Here is a 12,076-nt window from a genome sequence, read left to right on the forward strand (position 1 = left end):
CCCATCAGGGTGTTGAACATCATATCCGCCGCTACCGCATCTTCAATAGTAACCCGCAGCATACGACGGCTATCCGGATCCATGGTGGTTTCCCACAGCTGGTCTGGGTTCATCTCACCTAGACCTTTATAGCGCTGCACAGAGAGGCCACGCTGCCCTTCTTGCATCAGCCATGTTAGCACTTCGGAGAAATGTGCAACGGGCTTCTGACGCTCACCACGGGCGATGTAGGCACCCTCATCCAGCAAGCCGTTGAGGGTTTCCCCTAAGCCGGCAATGGCGCGGTAATCAGCGCTTTCAAAGAAGTCTAGGCCCCACACATACTCCGTCGTCACGCCGTGGGCGATCAAGGAAACTGCCGGTAGATGCAGGCCACGCTCGGTGTCTTCTTGCAGGTAGAACTGATAGCGCGGGCCACCCTCATAGGCCACCATGTCATCCATGGCTTTCTGCAGCTCGGCAATCCAGTTCTCCATGGTGACGCGGTCTTTCAAGCTTGGCTCACCCTGTAGCGCGGTAGCATGTACTACCTGCTTCAATACTTCGATGGGGTAAACCCGCGCCAAACGGTCAATTCGCTTCATCACGTTGCGATACTGATTCACCAGCGCTTCCAACTGTGAGCCAGCAATGCCAGGCGCATCCGCATTAACGTGCAGCCCTGCCCCATCCAGCGCGGTGGTGGTCAGGTAATCAATCATGGCCTGCTCATCTTTCAGATAGAGCTCTTGCTTACCACGTTTGATTTTATAAAGCGGCGGCTGGGCAATAAAGATATGCCCACGCTCAATCAGCTCTGGCATTTGACGGAAGAAAAACGTCAGTAGCAGCGTACGAATGTGCGAACCGTCTACGTCGGCGTCGGTCATGATAATGACCGAGTGGTAGCGCAGCTTATCGGGATTAAACTCTTCCCGACCAATGCCACAGCCCAGCGCCGTGATCAGCGTACCCACTTCAGCGGAGGAGAGCATTTTATCGAAGCGCGCTTTTTCGACGTTCAGGATTTTACCTTTTAGCGGCAAAATGGCCTGGGTACGACGGTCACGCCCTTGCTTGGCACTACCACCCGCCGAGTCGCCCTCCACCAGGTAAAGCTCTGATTGGCTTGGGTCTTTCTCTTGGCAGTCGGCAAGCTTGCCCGGCAGGCCTGCAATATCCAGCGCCCCTTTACGGCGTGTCATATCCCGCGCTTTACGGGCTGCTTCACGGGCACGCGCGGCGTCCAGCATCTTATTGACGATGGACTTGGCTTCGTTGGGCTTTTCTATCAGGTAGTCTGCAAACAGACGACCCATTTCCTGCTCTACTGCCGTTTTAACTTCAGAAGAGACAAGCTTATCTTTGGTCTGCGACGAGAACTTGGGATCCGGAACCTTCACGGAAATAATGGCGGTTAAGCCTTCCCGAGCATCATCACCAGAGGTATTCACTTTGGCTTTTTTCAGCAGGCCCTGGGCTTCAATATAGTGATTCAGCGTACGCGTCAGCGCAGCGCGGAAACCTGCTAAGTGGGTACCACCATCCCGCTGAGGAATGTTGTTGGTGTAGCAGAAAATGTTCTCAGTGAAGGCATCGCTCCACTGCATCGCCACTTCGACCTCTACACCGTCTTCACGCACCGCATTAAAGTGAAACACCGGATTGAGGACGGTCTTGTTCTTATTCAGGTGGTCGACGAATGCTTTAAGACCGCCTTCATAATGGAACAGCTCCTCTTTGCCGCTGCGCTCATCCATCAGGCGAATGGCAACACCAGAGTTGAGGAAAGAGAGCTCGCGCAGGCGTTTCGCCAGAATATCGTAGTGGAATTCGATATTGGCAAACGTGGCCGGTGACGGACGAAAGTGAACGCGGGTACCGCTCTTTTCCGTTTTACCTACCACGCCTAGCGGCGCTTGCGGCACGCCATGGTGGTACATTTGTTCGAACACTTCGCCTTGACGCCAAATCGTCAGGCGCAGCTCTTCTGAGAGCGCGTTCACCACCGACACACCCACGCCGTGCAAGCCGCCCGATACTTTATAAGAGTTATCGTCAAACTTACCGCCCGCGTGGAGCACCGTCATAATAACTTCGGCAGCAGAGACGCCCTCGCCTTCGTGTAGCTCGGTCGGAATACCCCGGCCATTATCGCTCACGGTTACCGATTCATCCGCGTGGATGACCACTCGAATTTCGCTACAGTGGCCTGCCAAGGCTTCATCGATGGAGTTATCCACCAACTCGAAAACCATGTGGTGCAGCCCGGTGCCGTCGTCGGTATCACCGATGTACATGCCTGGACGCTTACGTACTGCGTCTAGCCCTTTGAGCACCTTGATGCTTGATGAATCGTAAGCCTGCTCGCTCATTGACCACTCCGTCGTGAAGTCTGTCTCGTTCCGTGTCGTCTACCCATCTGGCTGGCACTGGCTAAACCCTTGCTCGGAGTGTTTCACGTGAAACAACTCAACGGCAGTAGTGGGCTGCCAGACATCGCTTAGCGCGGTGGGCTCGACGCTGGTAATAAATGCTTGGCACTGCATCTCTTCAAGCAAAGCGCAGAACTGGCGGCGGTGATGCTCGTCCAGCTCTGCCGGTAAATCATCTATCAAATAAATGCAGTGCCGCTGTGCGGTACTTTCCAGAAGCCTTCCTTGGGCGAGCTTTAATGCACTCACTACCAGCTTCTGCTGGCCTCTGGAAAGCACCTCAATTGCGGGCTGCTTGTTCAACCGAATACGCAAATCGGCGCGCTGTGGGCCCTGCTGCGTAAACCCCATCTGCTGGTCGGTTTCTCGACTATCGTGCAGTACATCTGCCAGCGAGCGTTGTTTATCCCAGCCTCTGGCATAGCGGAGTGTTAACCCGGGCAGCGGCAGCAATTTTTTCAGTGTTTCATCAAATACGGGCAAGAACTCACTAAACCATGCTTGGCGTAGCCTATCCATCTGCTCTCCCCAATGGGCGAGCTCCTGCTCCCACACCGCTATTTCACTGGCCGCTATTCTACCACGCCTAAGGAGTGCATTCCGATGTTTCACCGCCCGGCGAGTCCGCTGCCACGCGTCTAGGAAGTGATGTTTCACGTGAAACACTCCCCAGTCTAAGAACTCACGGCGACCAGCGGGTGACCCTTCCAGCAAACGAAAAGCATCAGGATTAATAAGCTGGAGCGGCATAGCTTCTACCAGCTCAGCCAATCGGACACCCTTTTCGCCACGCAAACGCAGCTCCAGCTCACGCTGAGCCCGCATTCGCCTTACCCCCAGCGTCACCTCAGGGTCTCCTGCTAAGCGGCCGTACAGCGTCATATACGGCGCCTCTGACTGAATGGCATTTTTCAGCTGACGAGTACGAAAAGAGCGTCCCATGCCCAGAATATGAATACCTTCCAGAAGACTGGTCTTACCGCTACCGTTCACGCCATAGATAACATTGATACGTGGTGACGGATGAATCGTAACCGGAGCCAAGTTACGCAGTCCGTGAAAAGTGAGTTGTGTCACGCTCATCCGCGAATGCCACCTAGTAAGACCATGAAACGCGCTATCCGTTGCCAAATGCGAAAACGGCGCTTCTGACAATGTAGAAGCGCCGTTTTCATTCAGTGCCAATGCGGTTATAAGCGCATCGGCATAACAACATACAGCGCATCACCACCGCCAGGCTCTTCCAGCAGGGCGCTGCTGTTCGGGTCGGCTAGGGTAATTTGTACGCGCTCTTCATCAAGCACAGAGAGCACATCCACCAGATAGCCAACGTTAAAGCCCACTTCCATGGCGCTACCGCTGTACTCCACGGCAATGTTCTCTTCCGCTTCTTCCTGCTCCGGGTTGTTGGCCATTACTTTGAGGTTATTTTCCTCAAGATACAGCCGAACACCACGGTACTTCTCATTTGAAAGAATCGCAGTGCGCGACAGCACCTGACGCAGCTCTGCACGCTCAGCAATCAGCACCTTATCGCCATTGCGCGGCACTACGCGCTCATAATCGGGGAATTTGCCGTCAATAAGCTTAGAGGTAAACGTGAAGTCACCTGTATGCGCACGAACATGCGTTGATCCCAAGGTAAGGCTGACAGGTTCATCGCTGTCATCCAACAGGCGAGAGAGCTCTAGGATACCTTTACGGGGCACAATCAGCTTTTGAGACTGGCTTACTGCAACGTCAATGGGACGCGAGCACATCGCCAAACGGTGTCCATCGGTCGCGACCGTACGCAGCAAATTGCTCTGAATTTCCAGCAGCATACCGTTTAGGTAATAACGCACATCCTGCTGCGCCATGGCAAAGGAGGTGGACTCAATCAAATGCTTAAGCGTGCCACGCGGAACGCTGAGTTCCTGACTGCCATCGGCATCTTCAATATTAGGAAATTCTGCTACAGGAAGTGTAGAAAGTGTAAAGCGCGAACGACCACTACGTAATACCGCGCGCCCCTCTTCAACTGCTAACTGAATGTCGGACTGATCGGGCAGCGATTTACAAATATCCATCAGCTTTCTAGCCGGCACCGTAGCAGCGCCCGCTTGGTCCACTTGGCTGGCGACCGTGCGGCCTACTAGCTCAACTTCAAGATCCGTACCGGTCAGGGCGACCTGATCGCCTTCAACTTGAATCAGTACGTTAGAGAGCACAGGCAGCGTTTGGCGCCGTTCTACTACGCCCGCCACCAGAGTCAGCGGGCGAAGCAGCGCCTCTCGGGAAATGGTAAATTTCATCGAAACTCCGGTTTTCTATCCTGAAAGGCCTGCCCATGGCAGGCGTAAACGAAAAAGGTTAACTGGTTAGCAGACGAAGGAGGTTTTTGTAATCCTCACGGATATCCGCATTCTCTTCCTGCAGTGCTTTTACTTTTCGGCAGGCGTGCAGCACGGTGGTGTGATCGCGGCCACCAAATGCATCGCCAATCTCAGGCAGGCTATGGTTGGTTAGTTCTTTCGCCAGCGCCATAGCGACCTGTCGCGGGCGCGCTACCGAACGGGAGCGCCGCTTAGAGAGCAGATCCGCCACCTTGATTTTGTAATATTCAGCCACCGTGCGCTGAATATTATCCACCCCCACCTGCTTATCCTGCAGCGCCAGTAGGTCTTTCAGCGACTCGCGGATAAAGTCTTGAGTAATGGTTTTGCCCATAAAGTGCGAGTCGGCAATGACTTTTTTCAGCGCGCCTTCCAGCTCACGCACGTTTGAGCGAATCTTCTGAGCGATAAAGAAAGCCGCATCGTGGGGCAAATCCACTTTTGCTTGATCGGCTTTTTTCATCAAAATCGCCACTCGTGTCTCAAGCTCCGGCGGCTCGATCGCCACGGTAAGCCCCCAGCCAAAGCGCGACTTAAGACGCTCTTCAACGCCACTAATCTCTTTAGGGTAGCGGTCAGAGGTGAGAATCATCTGCTGACCACCCTCTAACAGCGCGTTGAACGTGTGGAAAAACTCTTCCTGAGAACGCTCTTTACCGGCAAAAAATTGAATATCGTCAATCAGCAGGGCATCGACGCTGCGATAGAAACGCTTAAAGTCGTTAATCGCATTAAGCTGCAGCGCCTTCACCATATCAGCAACAAAACGCTCGGAGTGCAGGTAGACCACGCGTGCATTTTCACGACGGCCTGCCAATGCATTGCCCACAGCATGCATCAAGTGCGTTTTACCCAAGCCAACACCACCGTATAAAAACAGCGGGTTATAAGCGCCACCAGGATTTTCCGACACCTGGCGGGAAGCTGCACGGGCAAGTTGGTTCGATTTACCTTCTACAAAGGTATCGAAGGTGAAATTAGGGTTTAAGCCACTGCTGTGCTTCAAGCTGCCTTCGACTTGAACCTGGCGCTCATTGCCACGACGGCTAGGGGCATTCTCTTCACGCAGTTGGTCAATCTCACGCTCATCGCCAATATCACCACGCGGCGGAGTATGAACGGCGGGGGATGACGGCTGTGCTGGTGCGGCCGAGACCGGATTACCCAGCTCTCTGGGTTGCGGCGCAGCCGCTGCAGCCCGCCGGCTGCCGACGGTTAAGCTGACCTTGGGAGGTTTAGAAGGGGCGAGCTCACGCATTAGCTCACTAATACGCTTAGCGTACTTATCACTCACCCAGTCGCGCACAAAGCGATTCGGCGCCAATAAGCGTAGCTCATTGGTGTCTCCTTCTTCTGCCTGCAGCGGACGTATCCAGGTGTTGAACTGCTGTGAATTCAGTTCGTCCTGCAGGTAGTCCAGGCACTGTTGCCAAAGCGCGAGCGACACTCATCTCACCATCGGTTGAAAACGGCCGACCATTGTAGCGCCCAACGAAGCGGTTATCCACACGCGCTAGCGGCTCTTTTTTGCCTGTGGACAACTGTGCGTGAGGGCTAAGGAAAACCCGGTAATGAAATGGGTACAAGGGTATTTTTGAGTAAGTTGTCTTACGTTGAACACATCTAATTCACAGTTTATTGGCCGGTTATTTGATACTTATACACAGATTTTTTATTATTTTAACCTGTTGATAAAATTATACTAAAACCACTTATCCACAAATAGTATCCCCACTATTAATAACAGTAGGTTTTAAATAACTTCATTAGTAATAGTAGTGTGGCCTTGGTTGAATCAAAACCTGATGGAAGCGGCAGCGCTATTGCCTTTTTCACTCTTTTTATGCAAGGAAAAATTGCACCCGGCGCGGGAAGTCTCTACAATTTCCGGTCTTGAATTGAAACTCCCCGGCTAGTTCCTCACTGGACCGGGTCTTTTGGAATTCACTTTCCGTCCTAAACCACGTGGGAATAACGAGTTATGAAACGCACTTTTCAACCCAGCGTTCTCAAGCGCAAGCGCGCGCATGGCTTCCGTGCTCGTATGGCAACCAAAAACGGCCGTGCCGTTATCGCACGCCGCCGCGCCAAAGGCCGCAAGCGTCTGAGCGCCTGATCTCGGATTGCGTGTGTCGCAACAAGGCTTTCCCCGGTGCTTACGTTTGCTAAATGCCGGGGATTTTAGTCACGTGTTTGAACAGGCCGACCTGAAAGTTCATGGCAAAGGTATGATGGCGCTAGCGCGCATGAGTACCCGGGGGCATCCCCGTATTGGACTGGTGGTCAGCAAAAAAAATGTGAAGCTCGCTGTTGATCGTAACCGCTTCAAGCGACTCGTCCGGGAATCCGTTCGTCTACGTCAGGATCACTTACCCTCTGTGGATATCGTGATATTGGCGAAGCGCGGCGTGCAGGATATCGATAACGAAACGCTTACTCGCCAGCTACACGGCATGTGGAAACGACTTCAGCGCGACGCACAGGCGGTGTCTGCACCTCCCCCGCCTCATGGCGTAACACGTGACGCTTGACGACATACCTCGCCGCTCGACCTCGGCCTGCCGCTTGGCAGGCTTTCGTGTGTCATGGGTCGAGTAAATGACACTGCGCCATTAGCATGTTCACCACCCATCGGGCAGAACCCTCATGGACGTAAAACGACTTTTATTACTGATTCCACTGGCAGTGCTTGCCTACCTTTTGGTTGTACAGTGGAATCAGGATTACGGGCAGACCACCTACGACTCAACGCCTGAGATAACCCAAAGCAGTAACGGGGCTCCTGCGAGCGAGAACGGTAGCGATGATCTCTCTGTACCTAGCACTTCCGCTCCTCAAAACGCCATCAGCGAAGGCGTCGGTGATGCTGAAAGCGACACCGCCAGCCGCGACTTTATTGCCGTCACCACCGACGTACTTGACGTACGCATCGACCCCTTTGGTGGCGATATTGTCTACGCTGCCCTGCCGCAGCATAAGCTGACGCTGGATTCCGACCGCAATTACGTGCTGCTATCGGATAACGCCACGCGTAGCTACGTGGCCCGCTCAGGGCTACAGCTAGATGGCCAAGCAAGCCGCATTGCCTTCACTCCTGAGCGTAACGAGTACCGCTTGGGTGACGAAGAAGAGCAGCTAAGCGTTGACCTTACCGCCGACGTGAACGGTGTTGAGGTCATCAAGCGCCTGACATTTGATCGCGGCAGCTATGCGGTTAACGTGAGCTACTATCTAGCCAATAACACCGATGCGCCGGTGAGTGCTCGCTTTATTGGTCAGCTGGCTCGCGACAATAGCCCGGACCCGTCTAGCGGTGTGGCCATGGGGATGAACTCCTACCTGGGGGCCGCCTATTCCACGCCGGAAGCGCGTTACGAGAAGATCGACTTTGAAACTATTCAAAGCCGTAGCTTCGAGAACCGCGAAGCGCAGGGTGGTTGGGTTGCGATGATCCAGCACTACTTCGTCTCCGCTTGGGCACCGCCACAAAACCAGCAAAACCTCTACTACGTAACGACCGATTCTCGTGATCGTAACGTAGTGGCCTTTGCTGGCCCCACCAGCAGCGTCGCCGCCGATGGCGAAGCTACGCTGAGTGCTACGCTCTACATGGGTCCGAAGGTTCAGGACTACCTTGAGCAAGTCGCACCGAACCTTAAGCTCACCGTGGATTACGGCTGGCTTTGGTTCATTGCCAACCCGCTGTTCTGGCTGCTGGATAAGATCCACGACATCGTCGGTAACTGGGGCTGGTCGATCGTTCTGCTTACCGTGCTGGTGAAGCTGGTGCTCTTCCCGCTGTCTGCCAAGGCCTACAAGTCCATGGCGCGTATGCGCAAACTGGGCCCAGAGATGCAGCGTCTCAAAGAGATGTATGGCGACGACCGCCAGAAAATGTCTCAAGAGATGATGAAGTTCTACCAGAAAGAGAAGATCAATCCGCTAGGTGGCTGTTTGCCGATTCTGGTACAGATGCCGGTATTTATCGCCCTGTACTGGATGCTGCTGGAATCCGTTGAGCTGCGCCACGCGCCGTTCATGTTCTGGATCCAGGATCTCTCGGTGAAAGACCCCTACTTCATCCTACCGATTCTGATGGGTATCTCGATGTTTGTTCAGCAGATGCTGAACCCGACACCGCCAGACCCCATGCAGGCGAAGATCATGAAGATGCTGCCGATTATCTTCACCTTCTTCTTCCTGTGGTTCCCGGCAGGTTTGGTCATCTACTGGGTAGTCAACAACATCATCTCGGTGGCGCAGCAGTACTTTATTACGCGCAGTATTGAGAATGACCCAAGCGTCGGCAAAGGGATGCGAACCAAGTAATCGCTCCCCTCTGCTACTCCCAGACCCCCGCCTTTGCGGGGGTCTGGCGTTTTAGGCCTAACCTGCTCATCATGAGCGCCATCACGATACACTCATCTCATTAGCCACTAGGAAGCGTCATGGCCGATCGACTCTATACCCAAGACACCATTACCGCCTTGGCAACCCCACCCGGCCGTGGCGGCGTTGGTATTATTCGCGTGTCAGGCCCCGCTTGCCGCGCGATAGCCACTGAAATACTGGGTGATTGCCCTGCTCCTCGTTACGCTCACTACGGCCCGTTTCAAGGCGCTAAAGGCATCATTGACGAAGGCATAGCGCTACTGTTTAACGGCCCCCACTCCTTCACCGGTGAAGACGTGCTGGAGCTGCAAGGCCACGGCGGCCCCATCATTATGGATATGCTGCTTGAGCGCTGCCTGCAGCTAGGCGCTCGCCTGGCCCGGCCCGGAGAGTTCTCTGAACGGGCGTTTCTTAACGACAAGCTGGATCTGGCACAGGCGGAAGCAATTGCCGACCTTATTGATGCCACCTCCCGCTCCGCCGCTGAGAACGCCGTGCGCTCGCTTCAGGGCGAGTTCTCACAGCGGGTTGCTGCGCTGGTCCAACGGCTGATTGAGCTGCGCGTTTACGTTGAAGCTGCCATCGATTTTCCGGAGGAAGAAATCGACTTTCTCGCCGATGGCCATGTCGCCACGCACTTAGAGAGTGTTCAGCAGGCGCTGGTTGCTGTTCGTAAGGCCGCTGGGCAAGGCGCTCTGCTACGCGAGGGCATGAGCGTGGTGATTGCAGGACGCCCCAATGCAGGTAAATCGAGCCTACTGAACGCGCTGACCGAGCAGGATACGGCTATTGTGACAGACATCGCGGGCACCACTCGTGACGTACTGCGGGAGTACATTCACCTAGACGGCATGCCGCTGCATATTATCGATACTGCCGGGCTGCGTGATACGCCCGATGCAGTAGAGAAAATCGGTGTTGCCCGGGCATGGGAAGAGATAGAAAAGGCCGACCGCGTACTGCTTATGGTGGATGCATCTACCACAGCGGCTACCGACCCGATGAGCATCTGGCCTGAGTTCGTGGAGCGCCTCCCCGATCAAAGCAGGCTTACCCTGGTGCGTAATAAAATCGATGCCAGTGCTGAAGCGCCGGGCATTGAATTATCCACAGCCACTCCGATTATTCGGCTATCAGCGAAAACTGGAGAGGGTGTGGATAGTTTGAAAACGCATTTGAAAGAGGTGATGGGCTTCTCTGCAACGACAGAGGGCCGCTTCTCCGCCCGCCGCCGCCATTTGGATGCCCTTGACCGCGCCATGGCGGCACTTGATACAGGGCGAGCACAGCTAGATGGCTACGGTGCAGGTGAGCTGCTTGCCGAAGACCTGAGGGATGCGCAGCAGGCGCTGGGAGAGATCACCGGCGAATTTAGCGCCGATGATCTGCTTGGCGAAATTTTTGGCAGCTTCTGTATTGGCAAGTAACCGAGCCACTCGTAACACATCATCCACCACGACTATCCGTCACTACTCGCCCACCAGCCATTTGGCGCGGTAGTGGCTGTCGCTCCCCAGCAGCGGTGTCACCTGCGACATCGCTGCAGCAAGCTGCTCATCCAGCCCCCAGGGCGGATTGATGACCACCATGCCGCTACCGTACATCCCGTGCACACTCTCCCCCGCGGCCCGTAGCAGCAGCTCGCTGTGCCAAATTTTACGAATACCGCTCGCTTCAAGCCCGCTGAGCAACGTTTCGTGATGCCCAGCAGGCAGCAGCGGGTACCAAATCATCAACACGGCGTGGCGCACTTTTTCCAGGGTATAAGCAACCGCGTCGACAACCTCTTGATACTCCGCTTTACGCTCGTAGCTAGGGTCTACTAACACGCACATTCGTGGCGTCGCCACCGGCACCAACTGTTTCAGCCCCTGCAACCCATCGCCGTATACGCGACGTGCCTGCTTTGGCAGCGTCTGGCCACTCAAATGTTCATGCTCACCCGGGTGTAGTTCAAATAGACGCAGTTGGTCATGGTCACGTAGCGCCTTAGCAAGCCACCAGGGTGACCCCGGGTAGTGAGATAGCACATCAGCGTTGGGTTGCGCTGAATTCAAAGCGGTAAGCCAACGGCTAAGCAACGGGTCGCTCAGCTGCTGTCGGGCCTGCCAGAGCGGAGCGATGCCTTCCCGATACTCTTGAAGCCGCTGGGTCTCTTTGGTGGCTAGCGGATAGAGGCCTCTCCCCGCATGACTATCAACATATGTAATTGCTGATTTTTTACGTAATAAATAATCAGCCACCGCAAAAAGCGTTAAATGCTTCTGGACATCGGCAAAGTTTCCGGCGTGGTAGGCGTGTTGATACGACAGCATGGCAGCTCGCTAGCAATTGAACAAAAAAGCCCGCTATGTGAGCATAGCGGGCGTTGGACGGCAATGCCGAGATTAACGCATATTACTGGCCGTTGCCGGTAGGCGTCAGGGTGATTTCTACACGACGGTTCTGCGCGCGGCCCTGCTCGGTAGCATTGCTAGCCACCGGCTGATTAGCACCGTAGCCCATGGTGTTTAAGCGCATAGAGGAAACACCGTTCTGGCTCAGGTAGCTACCGACCGACTGAGCACGACGCTCAGAGAGACGCTGGTTGTAGCTGGCATCGCCGGTGCTATCCGTGTGGCCTGCAATGTTCACACGAGTATCGGTGTACTGAGTGAGGACATTCGCCACTTCGTTTAGAGCGCTGCGCGCATCAGCTGTGAGTTCAGCGGAATCAAACCCGAACGTGACGCTGCTAGGCATGTTAAGCACAATATCATCGCCACGGCGGTCAATTTCAATACGCGAGCCTTGTAGATTGTCACGCAACTGCTGCTCTTGACGGTCCATATAGGCACCCACACCCGCGCCGGCAGCCGCGCCTACTGCGGCGCCAATTAGCGCACGGTCACGACG

General features: G+C 54.7%; 10 protein-coding genes. 4 read left to right on the plus strand and 6 right to left on the minus strand.

Translation table 11 applies throughout. The features are described from left to right. The 4 genes from gyrB to dnaA all read right to left on the minus strand — a co-directional run. A partial coding sequence (gyrB, locus tag BIS10_RS13705) for a DNA topoisomerase (ATP-hydrolyzing) subunit B (protein WP_253505979.1) occupies positions 1-2,354 on the minus strand: 2,354 nt, incomplete at its 3' end. Positions 2,355-2,393: 39 nt separating this feature from the next. Next, the gene (recF, locus tag BIS10_RS13710) at positions 2,394-3,497 is read right to left on the minus strand and encodes a DNA replication/repair protein RecF (protein WP_253505981.1); all 1,104 of its coding nucleotides are present in this window, start codon (positions 3,495-3,497) and stop codon (positions 2,394-2,396) included. Between the two features lie 107 nt (positions 3,498-3,604). Beyond that, positions 3,605-4,708, minus strand: coding sequence for a DNA polymerase III subunit beta (gene dnaN, locus BIS10_RS13715; RefSeq protein WP_228168950.1), 1,104 nt, complete (start codon positions 4,706-4,708; stop codon positions 3,605-3,607). 58 nt (positions 4,709-4,766) lie between these two features. Then, complete coding sequence (gene dnaA / locus BIS10_RS13720) at positions 4,767-6,236, minus strand: chromosomal replication initiator protein DnaA (RefSeq protein ID WP_253505983.1); 1,470 nt, start codon at positions 6,234-6,236, stop codon at positions 4,767-4,769. Between the two features lie 534 nt (positions 6,237-6,770). On the opposite strand from dnaA, the gene rpmH reads away from it, so the two are divergent. The 4 genes from rpmH (at position 6,771) to mnmE (ending at position 10,608) form a co-directional block, all read left to right on the plus strand. Then, complete coding sequence (rpmH, locus tag BIS10_RS13725; protein ID WP_009723348.1) at positions 6,771-6,905, plus strand: 50S ribosomal protein L34; 135 nt, start codon at positions 6,771-6,773, stop codon at positions 6,903-6,905. Positions 6,906-6,918: 13 nt separating this feature from the next. Further along, positions 6,919-7,320 carry a ribonuclease P protein component gene (gene rnpA, locus BIS10_RS13730; RefSeq protein ID WP_253505985.1) on the plus strand — a complete coding sequence of 134 codons (402 nt, stop codon included), beginning with the start codon at positions 6,919-6,921 and terminating at the stop codon, positions 7,318-7,320. Between the two features lie 115 nt (positions 7,321-7,435). Continuing rightward, positions 7,436-9,118, plus strand: coding sequence for a membrane protein insertase YidC (yidC, locus tag BIS10_RS13735; RefSeq protein ID WP_253505987.1), 1,683 nt, complete (start codon positions 7,436-7,438; stop codon positions 9,116-9,118). Between the two features lie 119 nt (positions 9,119-9,237). Beyond that, entirely contained in the window at positions 9,238-10,608 is a 1,371-nt protein-coding gene (mnmE, locus tag BIS10_RS13740; protein WP_253505989.1) for a tRNA uridine-5-carboxymethylaminomethyl(34) synthesis GTPase MnmE, read from the plus strand. A 42-nt stretch (positions 10,609-10,650) separates the two neighbouring features. Here the strand turns inward: mnmE and BIS10_RS13745 are convergent, their stop codons facing one another. Both BIS10_RS13745 and BIS10_RS13750 read right to left on the minus strand, forming a co-directional pair. After that, entirely contained in the window at positions 10,651-11,496 is an 846-nt protein-coding gene (locus tag BIS10_RS13745; protein WP_253505991.1) for a 23S rRNA (adenine(2030)-N(6))-methyltransferase RlmJ, read from the minus strand. Between the two features lie 82 nt (positions 11,497-11,578). Continuing rightward, positions 11,579-12,076, minus strand: a 498-nt coding sequence (locus tag BIS10_RS13750) for an OmpA family protein (RefSeq protein ID WP_253505993.1), incomplete at its 5' end; no start/stop codon positions are given.

Source organism: Halomonas sp. 707B3 (assembly GCF_024158645.1).
Classification (GTDB): domain Bacteria; phylum Pseudomonadota; class Gammaproteobacteria; order Pseudomonadales; family Halomonadaceae; genus Vreelandella; species Vreelandella lionensis.

What these genes read in the sequence shown, in the direction of transcription:
- recF (WP_253505981.1), bottom strand. Translation starts at nt 3,497, where the DNA reads ATGAGCGTGACACAACTCACTTTTCACGGACTGCGTAACTTGGCTCCG.
- dnaN (WP_228168950.1), bottom strand. Translation starts at nt 4,708, where the DNA reads ATGAAATTTACCATTTCCCGAGAGGCGCTGCTTCGCCCGCTGACTCTG.
- rpmH (WP_009723348.1), top strand. Translation starts at nt 6,771, where the DNA reads ATGAAACGCACTTTTCAACCCAGCGTTCTCAAGCGCAAGCGCGCGCAT.
- yidC (WP_253505987.1), top strand. Translation starts at nt 7,436, where the DNA reads ATGGACGTAAAACGACTTTTATTACTGATTCCACTGGCAGTGCTTGCC.
- mnmE (WP_253505989.1), top strand. Translation starts at nt 9,238, where the DNA reads ATGGCCGATCGACTCTATACCCAAGACACCATTACCGCCTTGGCAACC.
- BIS10_RS13745 (WP_253505991.1), bottom strand. Translation starts at nt 11,496, where the DNA reads ATGCTGTCGTATCAACACGCCTACCACGCCGGAAACTTTGCCGATGTC.